The sequence below is a fragment of the Spirochaetota bacterium genome (genome assembly GCA_017999915.1).
Classification (GTDB): domain Bacteria; phylum Spirochaetota; class UBA4802; order UBA4802; family UBA5550; genus RBG-16-49-21.
Window position 1 is genome coordinate 125,532 of record JAGNKX010000015.1, and the last position, 20,708, is coordinate 146,239.

At 54.4% G+C, this 20,708-nt stretch carries 17 protein-coding genes and 1 pseudogene; 5 read left to right on the top strand and 13 right to left on the bottom strand.

What is annotated here, in order from left to right; genetic code table 11:
• The first annotated feature begins 52 nt into the window (after window positions 1-52).
• Window positions 53-2,209: a type I DNA topoisomerase gene (topA, locus tag KA369_19715; GenBank protein ID MBP7738213.1), complete on the top strand. Its 2,157-nt coding sequence runs from the start codon at window positions 53-55 to the stop codon at window positions 2,207-2,209.
• Complete coding sequence (locus tag KA369_19720) at window positions 2,206-3,156, top strand: tyrosine-type recombinase/integrase (GenBank protein MBP7738214.1); 951 nt, start codon at window positions 2,206-2,208, stop codon at window positions 3,154-3,156. Before topA ends, KA369_19720 begins: the two co-directional genes overlap by 4 nt.
• 40 nt (window positions 3,157-3,196) lie before the next feature.
• Here the strand turns inward: KA369_19720 and KA369_19725 are convergent, their stop codons facing one another.
• From KA369_19725 to KA369_19740, 4 genes are all read right to left on the bottom strand, one after another.
• A complete protein-coding gene (locus tag KA369_19725; protein MBP7738215.1) occupies window positions 3,197-4,150 on the bottom strand; it encodes an MBL fold metallo-hydrolase in 954 nt (317 codons plus the stop codon).
• Window positions 4,151-4,390: 240 nt separating this feature from the next.
• The gene (gene mnmA / locus KA369_19730) at window positions 4,391-5,449 is read right to left on the bottom strand and encodes a tRNA 2-thiouridine(34) synthase MnmA (GenBank protein ID MBP7738216.1); all 1,059 of its coding nucleotides are present in this window, start codon (window positions 5,447-5,449) and stop codon (window positions 4,391-4,393) included.
• Between the two features lie 5 nt (window positions 5,450-5,454).
• Complete coding sequence (locus KA369_19735; protein ID MBP7738217.1) at window positions 5,455-6,417, bottom strand: TIGR01212 family radical SAM protein; 963 nt, start codon at window positions 6,415-6,417, stop codon at window positions 5,455-5,457.
• A complete protein-coding gene (locus KA369_19740; protein MBP7738218.1) occupies window positions 6,392-8,158 on the bottom strand; it encodes an N-acetylmuramoyl-L-alanine amidase in 1,767 nt (588 codons plus the stop codon). Before KA369_19740 ends, KA369_19735 begins: the two co-directional genes overlap by 26 nt.
• Window positions 8,159-8,392: 234 nt before the next feature.
• On the opposite strand from KA369_19740, the gene KA369_19745 reads away from it, so the two are divergent.
• Window positions 8,393-8,950, top strand: coding sequence for a PilZ domain-containing protein (locus KA369_19745; GenBank protein MBP7738219.1), 558 nt, complete (start codon window positions 8,393-8,395; stop codon window positions 8,948-8,950).
• 20 nt (window positions 8,951-8,970) lie between these two features.
• Here the strand turns inward: KA369_19745 and KA369_19750 are convergent, their stop codons facing one another.
• From KA369_19750 to KA369_19785, 8 genes are all read right to left on the bottom strand, one after another.
• Window positions 8,971-9,432, bottom strand: coding sequence for a hypothetical protein (locus KA369_19750; protein MBP7738220.1), 462 nt, complete (start codon window positions 9,430-9,432; stop codon window positions 8,971-8,973).
• Window positions 9,429-9,953, bottom strand: coding sequence for a hypothetical protein (locus KA369_19755; protein MBP7738221.1), 525 nt, complete (start codon window positions 9,951-9,953; stop codon window positions 9,429-9,431). The genes KA369_19750 and KA369_19755 overlap by 4 nt, the downstream gene beginning before the upstream one ends.
• A 17-nt stretch (window positions 9,954-9,970) precedes the next feature.
• Window positions 9,971-12,337: a tetratricopeptide repeat protein gene (locus KA369_19760; protein ID MBP7738222.1), complete on the bottom strand. Its 2,367-nt coding sequence runs from the start codon at window positions 12,335-12,337 to the stop codon at window positions 9,971-9,973.
• Window positions 12,338-12,346: 9 nt separating this feature from the next.
• The gene (locus KA369_19765) at window positions 12,347-13,060 is read right to left on the bottom strand and encodes a tetratricopeptide repeat protein (GenBank protein MBP7738223.1); all 714 of its coding nucleotides are present in this window, start codon (window positions 13,058-13,060) and stop codon (window positions 12,347-12,349) included.
• Between the two features lie 209 nt (window positions 13,061-13,269).
• Window positions 13,270-13,728 carry a dCMP deaminase family protein gene (locus tag KA369_19770; GenBank protein ID MBP7738224.1) on the bottom strand — a complete coding sequence of 153 codons (459 nt, stop codon included), beginning with the start codon at window positions 13,726-13,728 and terminating at the stop codon, window positions 13,270-13,272.
• Complete coding sequence (locus KA369_19775) at window positions 13,725-14,348, bottom strand: hypothetical protein (GenBank protein MBP7738225.1); 624 nt, start codon at window positions 14,346-14,348, stop codon at window positions 13,725-13,727. The genes KA369_19770 and KA369_19775 overlap by 4 nt, the downstream gene beginning before the upstream one ends.
• Before the next feature lie 107 nt (window positions 14,349-14,455).
• Window positions 14,456-14,599 carry a hypothetical protein gene (locus KA369_19780; protein ID MBP7738226.1) on the bottom strand — a complete coding sequence of 48 codons (144 nt, stop codon included), beginning with the start codon at window positions 14,597-14,599 and terminating at the stop codon, window positions 14,456-14,458.
• A gap of 120 nt (window positions 14,600-14,719) precedes the next feature.
• On the bottom strand, window positions 14,720-15,370 hold the full coding sequence (locus KA369_19785) for a TetR/AcrR family transcriptional regulator (protein ID MBP7738227.1): 651 nt from the start codon (window positions 15,368-15,370) through the stop codon (window positions 14,720-14,722).
• A gap of 393 nt (window positions 15,371-15,763) precedes the next feature.
• Between KA369_19785 and KA369_19790 the strand changes: the two genes are divergently transcribed.
• A complete protein-coding gene (locus tag KA369_19790) occupies window positions 15,764-17,419 on the top strand; it encodes an acyl--CoA ligase (GenBank protein MBP7738228.1) in 1,656 nt (551 codons plus the stop codon).
• 286 nt (window positions 17,420-17,705) lie between these two features.
• A complete protein-coding gene (locus KA369_19795; GenBank protein ID MBP7738229.1) occupies window positions 17,706-19,859 on the top strand; it encodes a SpoIIE family protein phosphatase in 2,154 nt (717 codons plus the stop codon).
• A gap of 143 nt (window positions 19,860-20,002) precedes the next feature.
• Here the strand turns inward: KA369_19795 and ybaK are convergent.
• Window positions 20,003-20,469, bottom strand: a pseudogene (ybaK, locus tag KA369_19800) (Cys-tRNA(Pro) deacylase).
• Between the last annotated feature and the right edge of the window lie 239 nt (window positions 20,470-20,708).

Consider the following 20,708-nt stretch of genomic DNA (forward strand, 5'->3'; position numbering starts at 1 on the left):
ATGAAGCGGCGGAAACGCACCGTGATGGCTGAATCAAAGACGGGGATTGATAATGAATAAAAGGAACAGCAACAAGGGCGGGACTCTGGTTATCGTCGAGTCGCCGTCCAAGGCGAAGACCATTCATAAATATCTGGGCGATGATTACGTCATATCATCCTCGGTGGGCCATATCATCGACCTGCCCAAGTCGAGGCTCGCCATCGACGTCGGAAACGATTTCAAGCCCGAGTACATCACGATACGGGGCAAGGCGAAGATCCTCAACGAGCTGAAGAAGCAGGCCGCCGCCGCCAACAGCGTCCTCCTGGCGACTGACCCGGACCGCGAGGGGGAGGCCATCTCGTGGCACCTCTCCAACGCCCTGGCGGGCAAGAACACCGACATCAAGCGCATCGAATTCAACGAGATCACCGAGCACGCGGTGAAGGACGCCGTCTCCCATCCTCGGGAGATTAACATGGACCTCGTCAACGCGCAGCAGGCGCGGCGCGTCCTCGACCGTATCGTCGGCTATTCCATCAGCCCCATCCTATGGAAAAAGGTGAAGAAGGGCCTCTCGGCGGGACGGGTGCAGTCCGTGGCCCTCAAGGTCATCAGCGACCGCGAGCGCGAGATCGATAATTTCATCCCGGAAGAATACTGGACCATCGAGGCGGAGCTCGCCCACAAGTCGAAAGCCTTCAGGGCGCAGATGGCGGCGTTCCGCGGCGAGAAGATCAGGATACGCTCCCGGGCCGAGGTCGATTCGATCCTTGACTATCTGAAAGAGAAGCCGATGACGATCAAAGACGTGAAGGTGCAGGAGCGGAAGCGCAAACCCGTGGCCCCCTTTATCACGAGCAAGCTGCAACAAGACGCCGCGAACAGGCTCGGCTTCACCTCTCAGAAGACGATGATCATCGCGCAGCAGCTCTACGAGGGGATCGATCTCACCGGCGAGGGTCCCACGGGCCTCATCACCTACATGAGAACCGACTCCACCCGTGTCGCCGATTCAGCGCTCCAGGCCGTGAGGAAGTACATCACGGATAACTTCGACAAGGAATATCTCCCTGAAAACATAAATTATTATTCCAACAAGAAAGGGGCCCAGGACGCCCACGAGGCGATACGGCCCACCGACGTGTTCCATACCCCTGAATCCCTGAAAGGAGACCTGACGCGGGACCAGTACAAGATCTACGATCTTATCTGGAAGCGCTTTGTCGCGTCCCAGATGACGCCGGAGGTCTCGGAAACGACCACCGTGAGCATCGAGGCGGGGGAGTACCTCTTCAGGGCAAACGGGAGCAGGGTCCTCTTCAAGGGGTTCACGGCCGTGGACAAGACCGACAAATCGGAGCGCTCGACCCTGCCGCACCTCACCGTCGGCGAGCAGGTCGCCGTCCACGAGTTCTTCCCCGAACAGCATTTCACCACGCCGCCTCCGCGGTATAACGAGGCCTCACTGGTCAAGTTCCTGGAGGAGTCCGGCATCGGCCGGCCGTCGACCTATGCGCCCACGATCAACACCCTGGTGAAGCGCTATTACGTGACCAGGTCGGGCAGGCAGCTGGTCCCCACCATCCTGGGGAAGCTGGTCAACGACATCATGGGGAAGCATTTCGCCTCACTGGTTTCGATCGATTTCACCGCCAACATGGAAGACCGGCTGGACCATGTCGAGGACGCGAAGACCGACTGGATCAGGATGCTCCACGAGTTCTACGGCCCCTTTAAAGACACCGTGGACCAGGCCGAGCTCAATATTGAGGAGATGAAGGGGATTCTCGACGTCGAGACCGATATCGTATGCGAGCAGTGCGGACGCAAGATGGTGAAGAAGCTGGGAAAGTTCGGCTTCTTCCTGGCATGCCCCGGTTTTCCCGAGTGCCGGAATTCGAAGCCCCTTCCCCTGGGGAAATGCCCGCGCTGCGAAAGCGGGGACGTGGTCAAGCGCTCCTCCAAGAAGGGACGGGGCGGCACCTTCTACGCCTGCACCAATTACCCCACCTGCGAGTTCTTTACCAGGGACAACCCGGCTGAAAAGCCCTGCCCGCGCTGCGGCAGGCTCCTGTTCAAGAAGATGATAAAGCACAAGGGGGAGAAGCTTATCTGCCTCAATGAATCGTGCAATTACCAGGTGGAGCTTCTCGACGAGTCGCAGCCCTCGAACGGCGGCGGCAACGGCCAGACCGGCAACGGCACCGAGCGGCAGGAGGAATGACGGCCGAAATTGAACAATTCATGCAGTATCTCGGCAGCGAGAAGAACTCGTCCGCCAAGACCCTGGAGGCGTACAACAGGGACCTGCAGCGATTCTACCTGTTCCTCTGCGGCGATTCCGGCGATGGGGCGCGGGAGAAGTACGAGGTGCGCGCCGCCGTTGTCGATGATGACGTTCCCATCCTGTCGATAACCGCCGAAGATATAACGGCCTTTATCGAATATTCCTACGACCTCGGTATGAAGCGCTCCAGCATCGAGCGCAGGATAGCGACGATCAGGTCATTTTTTACGTTCCTTTATAATAAGAGCTATATCGAAAAGAATCCGGCTGTAAAGATCGGCTACCCCAAAAAGGAATCGCGCCTCCCCAAGTTCCTGCACCTTAACCAGATAGAGGATCTGCTCGATTTCGATCTCGCGACGTTCATCGATTTTCGGGACCGCGCCGTCCTGGAGGCCTTCTATTCAACCGGGGCCCGGGTGGCGGAGCTCTGCGCCGCCGATGTCGCGGACATCGATTTTGAATCGAAGAGGCTCAAGGTTACCGGCAAGGGGGCGGAGGACCGCATTGTCTTCATCACCGAGGGGACTGCGGCCATGCTGAAGAGGTATTTTGCCGAGCGAATACGCAAGTTCGGTGCCCTTGGAGAGCCCCTTTTCATCAACAATCGCGGGGGCAGGATCACCGTCAGGGGCGTTTACGACATCGTCGTGAAGCGGGCCAGGGCCGCGGGCATCCTGGAGCGGGTATCTCCCCATACGCTGCGGCACAGCTTTGCCACGGAGCTGCTGGACCGCGGGGCCGATATCCGGGCAGTCCAGGAAATGCTGGGCCACAAGAACCTCTCCACCACGCAGGTCTATACCCACACCACGAAGGAGCGCCTCAGGAAGGTCTTTGAGAAGTTCCATCCCCATTCGGGCGGGCCCAAGGACGGCAAGTGATTATCCGGGGTTCGAAATGAAAAATCTTCAAGCTATTGACCTATCGGCCGTTAACAGGTAATATCCGCACCGACCTGGCCAGGGGCAGGGTCCTGACCGTGAAATCTGATCTGTAGCGCCCGGCTGCTTCGCAGAATTCGTTGAAGTTGATCGAGGCGGGCAGGAACGACATGCCCTCCCCGATGGGCTTAAAGAAGTTGTCGATATGCACCGGTATCACCGTCTTCGCCTTTACCCGCAGCGGCACTTCCTCCAGGTATTTCTCCGTGTCGCCCCTGCCGGCAATTCCCAGCAGAACGATGTCGGCTCTGACCCCTTGATACATGCCGGGGATGAAGCCCGCGCTTCCGTGGTGCAGGATGGTCCCGGCCGGGTGGGATATGAGGACGCCGAAGACGCCCCCCAGCCGGTAGTCCTTCGCCCGGGCCGGCTGCGCCAGGGGCCTGCCTATGGCGCCGGGGTAGGGCACCTTGCCGAACACCGGCCCATGGGCGCTCTCAATAAACCGGATGGTGAAATGGCCGATAGTTATCGCCTGGCCCGGACTGACCAGGTTCAATTCATCTTCACGGAGGCCCGCTCCTCGGCCGATGTTGAGGGTGCTCTCGGTGCCTACCAGGGGCGCCCCGGCCTCGCGCGCGAAAAAGGGGGCGTCGACCGAATGGTCGAAATGTGAATGGCTCACAATGATGGCCTGGATTTCCGCCTTCCCCAATTTTTCCGTCCATTGCCGGATAAGTTCTTTCTTCGGCTCCAGGGGCCTGCCGAAAAAAACCCTCGCCATGCCGAACCTGCTCACGTAGGGGTCGATGAGGATGCCCGTGCGGCCGTCAGTGATGTGGACGCCGGCCGTGCCGAGCCATGTGACGGTAACTCCTCCTTTCACGATCGGCATATTGCCGATGATCATGGTGTTGTACGTATCCATGCCCGAGCAGCGGGCGGCGGTGAGAGGTAGGATCAACAGTAATGATAATAATTTCATTTTTGTCATTATGAATGCCTCACAGTCTACGAAGAGATTGGTCACATAATATTAGCTGGATATGCCTGTTCATTGCTCCGTTTGATCGTGAGCAATTCACGATTGTTGTTTTGCTGCGGAAGGTTCATCCTGAACCATCCTCGCTTCACGCAAAACATCCCTGTTTTGCTCGCTTGTAATGCTGATTGTTTACTTGTTATTCAATGCCACATCGCACTAACCAGGCATATCCAGCCTTTTATGCACTATTCACCGTACGATGGTTCCGCCGCCGAGGACTTCCATCTCCTCGTTGTAAAATACGGCAGCCTGGCCCGGCGATATGCCGATCTGCGGCTCCTCGAAGCTCACGGTGATGCCGCCCGCTTCCTCTGTCAGCTTGGCCCGCACCGGGACCTGGGTAGAGCGCGTTTTCACCAGGACCTGCCTGCCTCCCAGTGATGTTTCCTTCATGTAGTGTATCTCGTCGGCGAAAAGGGAGCCGGCCTCGAGGTCTTCCCGGTATCCCGCGACTACGACGTTGCGGGCCGCGTCGATCCTGACGACGTAGAGGGGGCGCGGCGCAGCTATGCCGAGGCCGCGTCGCTGGCCGATGGTGTAGCGGTGGATTCCCCGGTGCCTGCCGATTACCGCGCCTGTTGTGCTCTCAATGTCTCCGGGGGGCGGCGACTGTCCCGCGGCGCGGGCTATGAACTCATCGTAGCGGTTGTCCGGGATGAAGCATATCTCCTGGCTCTCGGGCCGTTCCGCCACGGCAAGGCGGCGCTCCACTGCCATCTGACGTACCTCCTCCTTGGTGAAGCCGCCGAGGGGAAAGATGATGTCCCGCAGGCTCTCCTGCGAAAGCCTGAAGAGAAAGTATGACTGATCCTTCACGATTTCCCTGCCCCGGGCGATGAAATAGCGGCCCCGGTCCGTATTCCGCACCATGGCGTAATGACCGGTGGCTATGGCGTCGCAGCCGATGGATCGGGCGTACTGGAGGAGGAGGCCGAACTTGATTGCGGCGTTGCAGCGGACGCAGGGATTGGGCGTTACGCCCCGCAGGTATTCGGCGCAGAAGGGCTCCACCACGAGTCTCTGAAAATCCTCTTCGAGGTCGACCACGTGGAGGGGAAATCCATGGGCGTCAGCCAGGGCCCGCGCCGAGTCAAGGGCGTTCGACGCCGCCGGGGACCCGTAGTGGCGCGCGATGATGCCGGCGGAGAGCTCCGCGGTGACGCCGATCACCGCGTGGCCGGCCTCTTTCAGGAGAAGCGCCGCCATCGAGGAATCGACGCCGCCGCTCATGGCTACGGCAATGTTCATATCAGTCACCAGCCCGAATCATATAGGAAACCGTGGAAGGACCCCCGGCGGCCGAATTCGTCCTCGACGGCTTTCATGACAGTGCCCTTGTGAAGGCCCCACCGGGGCGCAACAAGGGTGTTCTCCTCGCGGTCACCGGAGAGACGGTGGATGAGGACCTCCGGCGACAACCGCTCGATGAAATCGCAGAGCAGGGAGACATATTCCTTCATCGTAAGCATCGGTATGAGGCCGTCCCTGAAGGATCGCTCCAGTGCGGTGCCGCTGATGACGTGGAGATGGTGGAACTTGACGCCGAGCACCGCCATGTCCCGCAGCGCGGCGGCGGTGTCCATCATGTCCCGCCACGTTTCGCCGGGGATGCCGAGGATGAGGTGCACGCATACCGGTATCTCCCTCTGGGCCGCCCTGCGCACCGCGTCGATCGTTGCGTCATTGGTATGGCCGCGGCGCAGAAATTCAAGGCTTTTATCATGGCTGCTCTGCATCCCTATCTCAAGCCACAGCTCGAAGCCGGGCTTCCGGTATGACGCGACAAGGTCAAGGACCTCGTCTGGGAGGCAGTCGGGCCGCGTCCCGATCATGAGGCCCATGACGCCTTCCCGCGTTACGGCCCGGTCATAGATCCGCTTCAAGAGGGCAGGGGGGCCGTAGGTGTTGGTGAAGGCCTGGAAGTAGGCAATGTAACGAGTGTCCGGATCGGAGCGCTTGAAGCTTTTTTTCGCCAGCTCGATCTGATCGTCGATGGCCATGTCCGCGGTCATGCCCGGGGTCGCGGAGCCGTCCGGCGAGCAGAACACGCAGCCCTCGGAACCGACCGAGCCGTCCCGGTTGGGGCAGGTCAGGCCAGCGTTGATCGGTATCTTGAGTACGCGCCGGTTATACTTGTTCCAGAGGTAATCGCTGAATGAGTGATAGGGCTTGCCGAACCATTGCCCGGCCTTACAGGGATTTCTCTCTCGTGTCATGGGCGAAAAACGAGTTTTTCAGGTACTGCTCGTTCTGGTACAGGTTCGGATTGAGCGCCACGCTGTTGACATACCGGGCGCTGACAACGTTGCAGTTGCCGTCCAGCTGAACGATATAGATACCCGTCGAGAACCTGACCTTTTGGGCCTTTTCTTTCCAGCGGACGACCTTCCTTTTTTTCTTGTTTTTTGCAATATATTCGACGGCTTTCACCCTGCTTACATTATGGGCGTTTTTGAAGGATTTGACCAGCTTTTTCAAAGTCTCCGGGTCAGCCGGGGAAAGTGCCAGTTCGACCGCTTTCTCGATGGTCTGGTTTCGCTCGATGGGGAAGATGATGGTCCGCTTCATGGGGGCCTTCGCTATGAAGGACGAAAAATTGTAATTCTTGACCGGTGATATCTCAATGGCTGACGCCGGCCTGCTTTCCGCGGCGTGCTTCGTGGCGTCGAACTCGGTGCGGTAGCGTTCACGCATCTTCGCGAAGATGGGGGCGCGCAGCAGGTACTTCCGCGCGAGCCAGAAATGCTTTCGCGCGAGCTTGTTCTTCTTCTGCCGCTTGTACTTGGCCGCGAGGTGATAATAGCGCGTGGAATTGACAAGGTTCATCTTCATGGTTGAAAAGAAGTTTGTGTACTCCGCGTATCTAGTGCCGGAATATTTCCTTTCCATCTCTTTAATGGCCTGGACGGCCTTGTTGGATTCAACGGACTGGATATAATATATGGCGATTCGGGCCAGCTTGAGCAGCTCGATGCGCTCTTGAGAGGTCTCGCCGGCCTTCCGGACCGTGTACTCGGAGATATCGACGGAAAAAATATCTTTTATCGTTTCAATGAGGGCATCGTACTGGTTCTGGACTATCGTGTTGATATGCTCCGGGTCTCTCAGCTTCTTTTCTTCCTCGGGGTTCGATATGAAGCCGGATTCGTAAATGACCGACATGGGAAAATCGATGAAATAGCTGAAACGGGTGTCGCCCACGGCGCCGAAGTTCCAGCTATTCGGCTGCATGCCCTTCGCCATGTGCATCTTTTTTAGCTTCAGCGCGTAATTCATGGAAAAACCGCTAGCGTCGACCCTGTTATAGAGGGTCAGGAAACCATCGTAGGTATCCCGCACGTACTGGAGGACTTTCCAACCATTGCCGTTCCTGGTCACGTGGATGCCGGGCAGGTTGACCCTGCCGTCGGCCTTGTAGAGCACCGAGATGTTGTTCAGGTGCTCCGATATTATAATGAAGGCGCCCGCTTTTTCCGCGAGCTCGACGGTACGGGTGAAAGATATGTCGTTGTAGGTGTCGCTGGTTCCCCTGAGGACGGCCATATAGTCATCGGTGCTCTTCACTTCGATATGCCTGTTCCTGGAAAGCAGCTCGTACATTTTTCTCGAAAGGAGTATGGAGTAGTATTCCTCCGGCAGGCCCGTGCAGCTGGTGCGCCTGGTGGCGTCGCCGCCCTGCCACATGCCGTTGGGGAGCTTCCCGTGGGCCGGATCGAAAAAGATGACCATCTTTTTGCCCTGATCGAGGTTCGCGTAAAGGTTCGCGTAGGTATTGTCTATGCGGTTCACAATCTCGTTGATCTTCTCCCTGTGGGCCCTGTCCTTTTCGGCGTTTAATATGTTCATGATCGATGGGGGCTGTTGCTTCGTGTTTTGCTGTTCCGGTGAGGAATATGCGGAGTTGGCCGTTAATAATAGTATGAATATCACTGCCTTAAGAAGATGTCCCTTTCTCATTATCAGTTCTCTTGTGCGATATAATTTGGTTATTGCTCTGTTTTTTAATAGTTGATAAAAACCAACAGATCCACGATTATTGTCCATGAAATAATGAATCTTAATAATAATATCGAATTATTTCAAGAAATTATTTGATTTTTATTTGTTTTAATTGAAAAAATTATGTGTTGTGCTATTAATGCAAGTGCCGTAGAATGAACATCAGCGGAAGAAAACACGGGGTGCGCCGGCATGAAACATTCATTCATTAAATATGAAAAACTTTCCAGTGAGATCAAGCAGGAAATAAGCAAATATCACAACTCCGTTATTGCCGACACGAGCGAAGCCGTTTTTGACGAATCCATGGCGGAATGGTTCGAGAACAGGTTCGATGAATGGCTGTTAAATCGTTACAGCAGCGGTGACCAGCAGGGGAGGAGAAAGTTTTTCCGCCTTGAGGTTGAAATACCGATCCGCATTATCGATACCCTGATAGAGTCGTCCCGCGATGACAAGCATGCCATGGAGTTTATCGGGAAGATCGTCAATATCAGCCGCGGGGGATTATATTTCAAGTCCGATAACCCGATCGAGATTTCGTCGATTATTAAAGTGATTATCGATTTTTCCGGGGTCGACAAGGACCTGAACGAGGTCGAGGCCCTTGCCATGGTCATAAGGTGCGACAAGCTTCCGGAGGACGATTACGGGATAGGAATCATGTTCAGCAGCATATACGAGGCCAATAAAGAGCGCCTCGATCTCTTTATCCTGAAAAACCTCTCGTATTATATTTACTCCGAATAACCATTGGCGCCGGAGACATCCTATCTCTGTGACGCGATATTCTTCAGGTAGTTCTTCATGTTCTTCTTGGTTATGTCAAAATAGAACACGTTGTATTTCCGGTGGTCGATATCCTTCATGTTGAGCTGCCCGTTGTTGTTGATAAGATTGATAATTTCTGCCTTGGTGTTCCGGTCGCAGGGGATATTGCTTCCGGCCAGGTTTTGCTCTATCGAAATGCGCGCCCTTTTCCTGGCCTTGTTCTGCACCGAGTCCATGTCGGTCGCTCCCGCCTCTTTCGGGGAGACGATGACGACCCGGAACAGGTCGCTCGTTATGAAACCCTCGGCGAGGTATTTCTTCTCGATATCAACTCTGTCCAGGGATATGTCATTGTCCGGCGCGGGGCCGTTCTTTTTCGTCGTACCCTTTGAGCAGGACAGGGTTGTCGCCGCCATGGCAGCGACGAGTAGGATACCGCATGCAGACAATGCTTTTTTCATGATTTTGCTCCTGGCGTTGTAATGGCTGCTTCCTGTTTTTCGTCAGACGGGGTGGCAATGACCTCGCCCAGCTTTTTCCTGAAGCCGAGCCTGAAAATGCGATAGCCGATTATCATCGATCCCTTTTCATTGTAGTATACAAACGAGATGTTCCCGCCGATGACAAACCCTTTCAATTTCTTCGCGAGGCCGCTTTTGTATTCGGACGGATAAGCGCTGTTCTTGTTCTTATCCTTGACGCTGGTTTTAGTCTGGCTGTCAACGCAATAATTGACCAGGTTCTGGACCGCCAGGTCCTTCACGTTGACGTTCTTCGCCTTGAGATAGGCGCTTTCGCGTCTGGCCACGAGGCCCTTGGAGCCCTCTTCCGGCTCTATCTCAAGTATTGCCTGGTAGCAGTTGTCTGTTATGAATCCATTGGTCTTTATTTCATGGGATTCCTTCACCGAGAGGCCGCAGGAGAGGCCTGCCAGGGCGGTGATCGCCATGAAAAGAATAATGCCGTATCTGAGTCTATGCATCGTGTTCCACCGTGCGTTCAGTTGTTTTTGAGGGCATCGATGATCCTCCGGATCTCCGGGGCCCGTGGATGCCCCAGTTTGACAGAAAGCAGTTTTTCAAAATGCTGTAAAGCCTTTTCTTTGTTTTTTATCTTGCGGTAATAGATAATGCCCAGCTCTTCATGGGCGTCGTAGAGGGACCCGTCGAGGGCCAGGGCCTTTTCGAAGGAATGGGCCGCTTCGGCGTGGCTGCCGGCGTCGCGGTAGGCGAGGCCGAGAAAGAAATGGGTCTTCGCGTCCAGCGGCTTGAGCTGCAGCGCCTTCTTGTATTCGTCGATGGCCTGACCGTACAGCTTCGACTCCCGGTAGGCGTTGGCCAGATTGTGGTGAGCCGTGAAAGAATCGGGGTTCTGCTCGACGGCTTTCTTGTTTAGCTCGATGGCCTTGTCATATTGCTTGTTCTTGGAATAGATCTTCCCGAGGTTGATATAGGCCTTGGGATCCTTGGGATTGGCCTCTATGGCCTTGTTGTAGCATTCCAGAGCCTTTGCCTCGTTCTTCATGGCGTCGTACGATTTTCCCATTTCATAATACGATGCGAAATCGTTTTTCTTTATATGGGAGGACTTCTCGTACATATCGATCGATTTGGCGTAATCTCCCTTGATGGAATAGACAAGTCCGAGGTTGAAGTAGGACTGGTAGTTGTCCGGATCGAGCTCGATGGTCCGCTCATAGTATCGTATGGCGCTGGAATAGTCTTTCATCTCATGATAGGCCTCTCCCACCTTGAAGTTCGTGTCGGGGTTGTTGGGCCTGCGGTCCAGGTCCTTTTTGAAGTATTCCAGCGCCGTCTTGTAATCCTTGCTCTCGAAGTAGACGTCGCCGAGGTTGAAATAGGCCCTGTCGAGGGTGGGGTCCTGTTCCAGGGCCGTTTTAAAATCGATGATGGCGCCGGCCCTGTTCTTCAGCTGGAGGCGGGACAGTCCCCGTGAATAAAAGGCCTTGGCGAACACGGGCTTGGCCGCGATGGCCCTGTCAAAGGCGTTGGAGGCCAGCTGGTATTTTTTCTGGATGTAGTACACCAGTCCCAAGTGATAATGAGCGTCTGCATGCTTCGGGTTGGCCGCCACGGCCTTTTCGAAGGCATCGGCCGCCCTGGCGTACTTTTTCTGGCTGTAATAGATCCTGCCGAGCCAGTACCAGGAATGATCGTCCCTGTCGTCCGCTTCCACGGCCTTCAGGTAGGCCTCGACGGCGCCGTCGTATTCCTTTTCCTTGCGGCGCTGGTCGCCGATGGCCCGCCAGTTGGTCTCGGATTTTTTCGGCTTTTCCGCTTCTGGCTCTTTCCTGGATACCTCGCTGGATGATTCTTTTTCAATGATCTCTACTTTTTTCCTGGCTGCCTGTTTCTCGGACACGGCCTCCTCCCTGGGCGCGGTCTTGCGGGAGGGCGTCTTTTCCCTGTCGAGCTTCTTCAGGGCATTCTCGTATTTCTTTCTCAGGTTCTGATCCTTGCTGTTGTATTCCAGGGCGTTCTTAAAGTAGCTGGCGGCTTTTTGCCAGTCCGCCTTGACGGCGTGGATGTCGCCGAGGCGCTCGGCCGCCAGGGCGTCGGCGGGATCGGCCGCCAGGGCCTTTTCAAAAGAAGCGACGGCCTCATCGGTCCTGCCGAGCTTCAGCAGGGCTTCGGCCTCGCCCCGGTGGTATTTTGATTTTTTCGGGTTCTTCTGGACGGCCTTCCGGTAATTTGCGAGGGCTTCGTCATATTTTTTTATTTCGAAGGAGAGGTTCCCCAGGTTGTAGTATCCCTCGGCGTCGTCGGGGTTCGCCTTTATGCCGTCTTTGAGAATTTTCAGGGCGCCGTTGATATCGCCCTTGCGCTGGCGTTGCCGCGCCATGTTCCGGTAGCTCTCCTGGTCCTTGGGCGCGACCTTCCTCGCCTTTTTATACTCTTCAAGGGCCTTTTTTATCTTATCCTGGTTGTCGTATACGTTTCCAAGACGGTTGTAGGCCGAAGGATAGGCGGGGCGGTTCCGTTTCGCCAGTTCGAATACTTCAATGGCGCGGTCGTAATCATGCTTGAGGGCGTAGGCGTGGCCGAGCTCGTTCAGGGCGTCGTAATTGGCCGGGTCGACTTTCAGGGCCTTCTTATAGTAATCGATGGCCTTGTCGAGATCGCCAATGGACTTGTAAAGGGTCCCGATCTGAATCATGGAGTTCACGTCAGTGGGATTGGCTTCCAGGACCCTGGCATAGGCCTCGATCTGCTTGAGGCGCTTGTCCTCGATATCGCCGGCCTTTTTCCGCGGGATCAGGGTCACCAGGAGGATCCCTGTAATGAGGAGCAGGATCAGGATGGCCCCACCGATAACGTACTTTCTCTTGTCATTGTAATAGTGCATAGTGTCCTCTCACAGGTCGTCATCCATGTAAATGTCTTCAAGCTTGCGCTTCGTTTTTTTCGATTCGTGGCCGGCTTCCTTGTCCGTGGTCTTGTGGACCGTCCTGTCAATGGTCATGCCGCCCAGCATGAGGGCTTCCTCGATGGTCATCTCGCTCCCGGGAGGCGGCAACGTGAAATTTGGATCTTTTAAAAGCTCGATGGCCCTCTTGATCCGGTCGTACTGCGGGTCGTCCGGCGCGACCTTGATATACGTTTCCCAGTTGGTAATGGTGTTGTTCTTGTCGCGCAGGATCATCAGATGCGAGAGGCCGATATGATAGTAGGCGTAGGTGAGCTGCGGGTCGGTCTCGATGGCCTTCTTGAAATTCTCGACAGCCAGCTTCCCGTCCTTCTTGTAGTAGTATATCTGGCCGATCCGGAAATAGTTTTCCGCAACCTTCGGATTTATCTCCACGCATTTCTGGTACAGCTCCAGGGCGCCGTCGTAGCGCTTCTTGATGAGGAAGATGTCGCCCAGGTAGGCGCAGGCCTGGGCATTGTCCGGGTTCCTCTCGATGATCTGCTGGAGGTACGACTCGGCCATGTCGAATTTTTTCTGGAAGAAATAGCCCGCCGCTTTGCGGAGCAGCTCTTCCTCGTTCTCCTCCTGGGAGAAGGCGGGGAAGGGGAGCGCCGCGAGACAGGCCACAAGGATATGGAAGATCACGCTGTTAGTTTTCATGGTGTTGCAAACCTCCCCGCACGGGCCACAGCTGCACACAGGAAGAATCAGCCGCGGGACCCGTATCCGTTTCCATGGGTGAGACCATTAGTTAGACATTTTCCCGGTGAAACCGGTACAATTTTTTTGTTATCTTCGGGTTATTTCTCCGTTGATTGTTGCCCGTTTATGCCTTTAAGCAGCGTGCCATATCAGCGTCCGGGGCGCCTCTACTTTTTTCCGTTCCCTTCTATAATGATCAATTCCATGGCCGATTCCCTGATCATTTCTTCCGCCAAGGGGTCCTTGTAGGGAGATTTGCAGATGATTTTTCTTATGCCTGCGTTGATCAGCATCTTGGTGCATATCGAGCAGGGTTGGTGCGTTATATAGATGGAGGCGCCTTTAATGGACACGCCGTGGTAGGCCGCCTGGATGATCGCGTTCTGCTCCGCGTGGAGCCCGCGGCACAGCTCGTGACGCTCCCCCGAAGGCACGTTGAACTTTGTCCTGAGACAGGTCTCCTCGGTGCAGTGGGAGATGTCCGTGGGGGCGCCGTTGTATCCCGTGGAGAGTATGCGTTTCTCCTTGACGATGATGGCGCCGACGCTGCGCCTGATGCAGGTGGAGCGCGTCGACACGTCCTCCGCCAGCTTCATGAAGTATTCGTCCCAGTCCGGCCTGGTCATCGCGGATCAACCTCGAAATTGAATTGTAGCGCCGTCGATACCGGCTGGTCGGCGTGTATCCTGACCTCGGCGGTAAGGGGGATGTAGGGGCGCGCGCCGCCGAACAGCGACCTTCGAGGCGACACCACGTATTCGGGATGACCGTCGGTGTACACCTTCATCTCCGCGTAGTCAATGGTCGTTTTCTGAAGGTCCAGCTCGCCGGGTTTGAGGCGCAGGACCGACGTGCCTTTCCCAACCGGCAGTTTCACGAGAACCGTTGAGCCGTGGGAGATGATCAGGTCGGCGATGCCGTTGTTGAAGTATGTCGTCGTTTCCTTGCCGGCTGCGCCCTTCGTGGTCAGAGAGAAGATGTAATTGTTCGTGGATTTTTCCTTCATGAGCGAAAACCTGAACTGAAGGTCCCGGTAATTGAAGGTCGTTGACCGGTATTCGTTGCGGTTGTCGGACTCATTTTGGGCGAAGAACGCGTAAAGGGCCGCGATCATGACTATATTCACGATAAATATTATGGTGGATAATTTTTTCCTTTTAGCGGTTCTTTGAAGGCTTTCTTCGGACCGGTATCGCCTTATGGTCTGTTCCGCCCACGTTTCATGTTGTGGCTGCTGCTCGCTCATGGGTCTCGCCGTTGATTTCGTATTGAAAAAAAAACGTATGACTTATCAGTGCATACGCTTTGCGTCAATGTCAACAATTTTTAATACCCGGCATGCCGGGTTGGGATCTAAAGGGACTTTTCCAGGTCCTCGATCCCTTTCAGGATTATCTTGTATTCCTTTGAATCGATATGAAAGGTGCTCAGGTATCTCTTGAAATAATCGAGCTGTTCACGTTTCCATTTATTTGTATCATGGCCATTGGTAATCATAACATGGGTCCTCCCGGGTAATTGTTATATATTTTACTATCGGTATTATGGGGCATATACTTTAACGGAATTTATCGCCGTTCAATCGTTGCCGGTCATGTTAACGCTCCTGCGGTCCTGTCATTCGGCCGGTTCAAGGGTCACCAGGAATTTCTTGGCCGCGGTGCCGTTTTCCTTCCTGATGCCGCTTGTGACCAGATCGAAGAGGCTGTCCACGCTTTCCACCGGCTTGGACCTGTCGTCGGGGCACCCGTTCATGAGCCAGCGCACGACGACGAACTCGACGGTGCCGAGTATGACCGAGCGCACGAAATGAGGGTCGATGTCCTTCTTGAACTCGCCGGAATCGATCCCCTCCTGTATGATATCGAGGATGATCCGGTAGTATTCCCGGAGGTATGTATAGGTGTCCGTTTCCATGAACTTCCTGTTGGTCTTCAGTATCATCAGCGATATGGCGGCAAAATCGGCATTCTCCTGATAGTACGACATCAGGTGATAGATGAGCCCCCTGAGCTTGTTGGCCGCGCCCTTGATATAGACGAGGTGGTCATCCAGGATATTCTTGCTGTTCTCAATGTTCTCCCAGGGGATCGAGAAGAGAAGTTCCTCCTTGGAGGCGAAGTACTCATAGATCGTCGCGTCGGACACGCCGGCCTGTTTGGCCACATCGGAGATGGTTGAGCTCACGAAATCCTTTTTTGAGAAGACCTCTTCCGCCGCCTTGATGATCTGCTCCCGCCGGGTTTCCTTTTTTGTCTTCAGCTTCATTGTTGCACCCTGTTTTTAGGTAATTGAGAGTCATTTCGACATTTTTCTCGGGGGCCCGTCAAGCCTAATTGTCGCACCGATAGTTATCGGCAGATCCATGCTCTGACCCCATCTGACACCGATAGTTATCGGTACCTTATCAGGAAAAATCACATCAGCATATCTTTTTTATCGAGTGATAAAACAAATATCTCATCAAAATATTAATTATTATACAATATATTCTATAAAATTATATATAAAATATAAAAAATATATAAAAAAAATTATAAATTATAAAAATAAAATCAAAATATCATATTATAAATAAAAAATTATGTTGTTATTTATAATTGTATTAAAATAATGTCAAAAGAGGATAAAGAAGATCTTGTAAGGTCAGGAGATGAGACCATGAAAAACATCAGCACGAACATGACGGATTACAACATAACCTACAACGGCTTCAAGTGGGAGGTGCCTGATCACTATAATTTTGTCACCGACGATTTTGAAAAATGGGTCGAAGACAGGACAAAGACGGCGCTGATAACCGTATCAGAGGACGGTATGACCGCCTCGCGGCTATCCTTCAGGGACCTGTCGATACTGGCCAACAAGTTCGCCAACGTGCTGAAAAAAGCCGGACTGAATAAAGGCGACAGGGTATTCCTGATGCTGCCCCGCTCCGAGGAATGGTATATCGCCGTCCTGGGCATGATAAAAGCGGGGATCGTGGCCATGCCGACTCCTAACCTGGTGACCGGCCATGACATCGATTACCGCATCAACAACGCCGGGGCGGTCATGGCGATAACGGACGCCGAGGGCGCCCGCAAGGTCGACGCCGTTCGGGAGAAGATCCCCGGACTCCGGTATCGGATCATCACCGGCGCGACAAGGGAGGGGTGGGAGCCCTTCGAGCAGCTGATGCAGGACGCCCCCCGCCACTTTAATCCCGGCGACTTCGGCGGCAAGACGAAGAGCTCTGACCCCATGCTGATATACTTCACCTCGGGCACAACGGGCAATCCGAAAATGGTGCGTCATACCCAGGCCTATGCCATTTCACATATCGTGACGGCCCGGTACGTGCAGGACCTCCGCCCGACTGACATCATCTGGGTCCATGCCGACACCGGCTGGGCAAAGACGGCCTACGGGAAGATATTCGGCCAGTGGATCGTGGGCGCAACAGTTATGCAGTGGAAGATGGGGGCCAAGTTCGAGCCGCGGTACATTCCGGAGATTATGGAGCGTTATGGTGTCACCGTGTTCTGCGCTCCCCCGACCGTATATCGCCTGATGATAGGCCATATCGACCTGTCGAAATTTGACTGGAGCGAACTCCGGCATACTCTTTCCGCCGGCGAGCCGCTGAACCCGGAGGTCATCAAGGCGTGGAAGGATACGACCGGCCTCGGGATATACGACTATTACGGCCAGACAGAGACGATTCCCCTGGTGGCCAACTTCCGGTGCCTTACCATTCGCGAGGGAAGCATGGGAAAACCGACCCCGGGGCACATCGTTGAGATCCTCGACGACGACGGCAACCCGGTGCCTGCCAACGAGGAAGGCCACATCGCCGTGAAGGTGAAGCCCATCAACCCGCCCAGCGTGTTCCAGGGATACTGGAAGGCCGAAGAGAGCACCTCTTTCATCGGGGACTGGTATTTCACCGGCGACCGCGCCTACCGGGACGAGGACGGATATTTCTGGTTCGTGGGAAGAGCCGACGACCTGATTAAATCGAGCGGCTACCGCATAGGGCCTTTTGAGGTGGAAAGCGCCCTGCAGGAGCACGAAGCGGTGCTGGAGAACGCGGTCATCGGCGTGCCCGACGACCTGAAGGGCCAGATCGTCAAGGCCTTTGTGGTGTTGAAGGCTGGGTACAAGCCGGGAGCGTCCCTGGTAAAAGAGCTCCAGGAGCATGTGAAGCGCGTGACCGCGCCGTACAAGTATCCGCGCGAAATAGAATTTGTCACGGAACTGCCGAAAACCATCAGCGGAAAGATCCGCCGCGTCGAGCTCAGGAAGATGGAAAAGGAAAAGGGCGCGAAGCGATAATCATTACATCGGATAACGGACTCATCGGCGCGCCGTTGCCCGCCACAATGGCGGGGATGGAAACATAACGGAGCGCCGGGACTCTTCGATCAGCTCCGGTTCATATCTTGCAGGGACCGGGAGAATCCCTTGCGGACATAATTAAAAACATGGCGGGAGAAACGCTTTTTTTCTTGATTTAATGAGGGTTGCTGGATAGCTTCTAAAACGGCCTATGTCCATGATGGACGCCGTTGAAGAACTTCATTCGACACACTTTACCCCAGAACAAAGCTGAGGAAAAAAAGTGAATCTACCTTTTCGCATTCCCTCGTTACTCATTATCGCGGTCCTTACCGTTTCCGCCTCTGCCTGTTCACCATCATATGACGGCAAAAATCAGCCTTTGGCCCGCAACGGGGTCCTTGACGTGCGGAACTGGGACTTTGACCGTGATGGTCCGGTGAGCCTGTCCGGGGAATGGCTGCTCTACCAGAACGAGATCCTCAAACCGGAAAACTGCAATGACGAGGGATGCGGCCGCACCTCTGGTATCACCATGCTGCCGGCGGGCAGGAGCCGGCATTCGGTAGCCGGGCAGGTCCTTACGGCCAGTGGATCGGCGACCTATCGTCTCACGGTCCTCCTCAATGAGCGCTATGACCGGCGTATCTTAGCAATCAAGATATCGGAAATGAGATCGGCCAAGCGGTTTTATGTGAACAATTCCCTGGTGAGCTCCACGGGCGTAGTGGCCGGTAATGAAAAAGACGAACGGTTCGGAACCTCCGTGGCGGTGAAGAGCTTCGTGCCCGGCGCTTCCCGGCTGTCGATTCTTATGGCGATCTCCAATCATACCTATTCATACGAGGGTCCTGAAAATCCGGTGCTCCTGGGCACTGAAGAGCAGATAACCGGCATCATGAAGGGAACGGTTTCCAAGGACCTGTTCATCTTCGGGAGCCTCATGATGATATTCCTGTTTTATCTCAACATGTATATTCTGCGCCGGACGGAAAAATCCTTCCTGTATTTCAGCCTGTATTGCCTTGCCGTGGGGATATTCGGCATGACTACCGGCGATACCAATATACTTGTTTTCTTTCCGTCCCTTACGGCCGAGCAGATATATTTCCTGATACACGCGAGCTTTTATTGCTCCATACCGGTTTTTCTGCGCTTTCTCTTCTGGCTCTTTCCCGGCGTAATTCCGTTGACCTTTGCGAGGATCGTCGATCCCCTGCCGCTGCTTTTTCTCGCCGTGGAAGCGCTGCTGCCATACCGCCTGTATGCCACAACGGGATATATATACCAGCTGCTCTCCGTGGCGGTGGTCGCCGTGACCATCTTTTTCCTGGTCAGGGCACTTTTAAAAGGGTACAAGGGGATGAGGGTATTCCTCTCCGGATTTGTGATTCTCATCGCGGCGTTTATAAATGATCTGCTATTCTACAACAAGGTCATAATCACCGGGTATTTCATAACGCAGGGATTGATGCTCTTTATCATTTTCCAGTCGCTGATCCTGTCCTATCGCTTCACCAGGGCATACGCCACGGTGGAAACGCTCCATGGCGAACTCGCGGCCCTGAACGAGGACCTGGCGGAAAAAGTGAAGGAGCGAACCGAGGAGCTTGACGCCGCCCTCACCGAGATGGGAAGCATGAACGAAACCCTCGCCTCGGCAAACAAGTCCCTGGAAGAGGCCGGCCGGATTGCCGAGCGCGACATGCGAATGGCCACCTACGTCCAGAACGCGATCATCTTCAAGGAACCGCCGCAGACCGGGGAGTGGGATGTCGCCTGCAGTTATCGTCCCATGGCCGGCGTGTCGGGGGATTTCTACGATTTTTATACTTTAGGAGGCAGCCTGGCCGGCATAGCGATTTTCGACGTATCGGGCCATGGCATATCATCGGGCCTGGTCACCATGATAGCAAAGACCCTTCTGTTCAGGCTGTTTCGCGATTACCATGATTCTGAATTCAACTCTATTTTCAACAGGTTCAACCAGGACCTGTACTATGACATTGGGCGGGCGCATTATTATCTAACCGGGTTGCTGCTCAAACTGGAGGGTAACGCTGTTCATTTCCTCAATGCAGGCCACCACGATATGCTGCTAAGGGATGCCGGTGGCGTCAAGCCGGCAAGTTGCAGCGAGCCCGACGGCCGATCCGGTTTCATCCTGGGCGTAAAACTTGAAGATTATACCTGCGATATGACGAGTATTACGTTGCAGGAGGGTGATGTGCTGGCCCTTTTCACGGATGGTATGGTCGAGGCCAGGAACGAGGATGAGGAGTTGTTCGATGTCAGTCGTATTTCAAAGGCCCTGGCCGAAGCGCCCGGGTCCTCTTCACGGGAGATCCTGGACCACATTCTCGAACGGTTCAATGAATTCACCGGGAATACGGCAATTAGGGACGACATTACGGTCATAATAATGCGCCGCCGGTGATGCTGTGCCCATTGAGCGCTTCCCAGGGGGGAGGCACAAGGGGGTCAGAGCCTCGCCTCTAAAAGGAGTCAGGGGATGCGATCGGGTGCGAAAGAAAACAGGCATGCCTACAACATCCTGACACCATGGGACCTGGGGGAGGGTTAAATCAGATCAGCGAAGGCACCGTTGATAACATTTCTTAAATCTTGGGGTGAAAGGGCTATCTGCATTCCACGCATACCCGGGCTGACATAAATCTCGTCATACAGCTGGGCACTTTCATCTATGAAGGTGGGGAAGAGCTTCTTCATGCCAATGGGCGAGCACCCGCCCCGTATATAGCCGGTGGTGGGCAGCAGATCCTTCATTTTTATCATTTCGATTTTTTTATTCCCGCTTGCTCTGGCTGCTTTCTTTAGGTCCAGCTCGCAGTTTCCGGGTATAACATAGACGGTATATCCCGTCTTATCGCCTGTCGTAACGAGCGTTTTAAAAACTTTTTCCGGTTCGACACCTATTTTTCGTGCGACAGTGACTGCATCCAGTTCATCTTCGTTACTTCGTAGGATGACATATGATACGCTATTCCCTTGGATTCCAGGATTCTGATGGCATTTGTTTTAGTCATTTTCATTATGACCTAGTATCAGGGCTCGTTTCATTTTCATCCGGTTAGCAGTATCCTGTCCACCATTTAATAACTGGGAATCGTTGAAATCGGATTGGTCTGTGACGGTAAGTCAGGCTCTGACCCCCTGGCCTGCATTCCAAAAATATATTGCCAGCCTCTTCCGATAGGCCTCCTCGTAAAAGAGAAACTTTTTAACACGCTCCTCAAATGAGTCCCCCAGTTTAAGGAAAAAATAA

Excerpts from the sequence above, each read along its gene's own strand:
- topA (MBP7738213.1), top strand. The coding sequence starts at position 53 with ATGAATAAAAGGAACAGCAACAAGGGCGGGACTCTGGTTATCGTCGAG.
- KA369_19720 (MBP7738214.1), top strand. The coding sequence starts at position 2,206 with ATGACGGCCGAAATTGAACAATTCATGCAGTATCTCGGCAGCGAGAAG.
- KA369_19725 (MBP7738215.1), bottom strand. The coding sequence starts at position 4,150 with ATGACAAAAATGAAATTATTATCATTACTGTTGATCCTACCTCTCACC.
- mnmA (MBP7738216.1), bottom strand. The coding sequence starts at position 5,449 with ATGAACATTGCCGTAGCCATGAGCGGCGGCGTCGATTCCTCGATGGCG.
- KA369_19735 (MBP7738217.1), bottom strand. The coding sequence starts at position 6,417 with ATGACACGAGAGAGAAATCCCTGTAAGGCCGGGCAATGGTTCGGCAAG.
- KA369_19740 (MBP7738218.1), bottom strand. The coding sequence starts at position 8,158 with ATGAGAAAGGGACATCTTCTTAAGGCAGTGATATTCATACTATTATTA.
- KA369_19745 (MBP7738219.1), top strand. The coding sequence starts at position 8,393 with ATGAAACATTCATTCATTAAATATGAAAAACTTTCCAGTGAGATCAAG.
- KA369_19750 (MBP7738220.1), bottom strand. The coding sequence starts at position 9,432 with ATGAAAAAAGCATTGTCTGCATGCGGTATCCTACTCGTCGCTGCCATG.
- KA369_19755 (MBP7738221.1), bottom strand. The coding sequence starts at position 9,953 with ATGCATAGACTCAGATACGGCATTATTCTTTTCATGGCGATCACCGCC.
- KA369_19760 (MBP7738222.1), bottom strand. The coding sequence starts at position 12,337 with ATGCACTATTACAATGACAAGAGAAAGTACGTTATCGGTGGGGCCATC.
- KA369_19765 (MBP7738223.1), bottom strand. The coding sequence starts at position 13,060 with ATGAAAACTAACAGCGTGATCTTCCATATCCTTGTGGCCTGTCTCGCG.
- KA369_19770 (MBP7738224.1), bottom strand. The coding sequence starts at position 13,728 with ATGACCAGGCCGGACTGGGACGAATACTTCATGAAGCTGGCGGAGGAC.
- KA369_19775 (MBP7738225.1), bottom strand. The coding sequence starts at position 14,348 with ATGAGCGAGCAGCAGCCACAACATGAAACGTGGGCGGAACAGACCATA.
- KA369_19780 (MBP7738226.1), bottom strand. The coding sequence starts at position 14,599 with ATGATTACCAATGGCCATGATACAAATAAATGGAAACGTGAACAGCTC.
- KA369_19785 (MBP7738227.1), bottom strand. The coding sequence starts at position 15,370 with ATGAAGCTGAAGACAAAAAAGGAAACCCGGCGGGAGCAGATCATCAAG.
- KA369_19790 (MBP7738228.1), top strand. The coding sequence starts at position 15,764 with ATGAAAAACATCAGCACGAACATGACGGATTACAACATAACCTACAAC.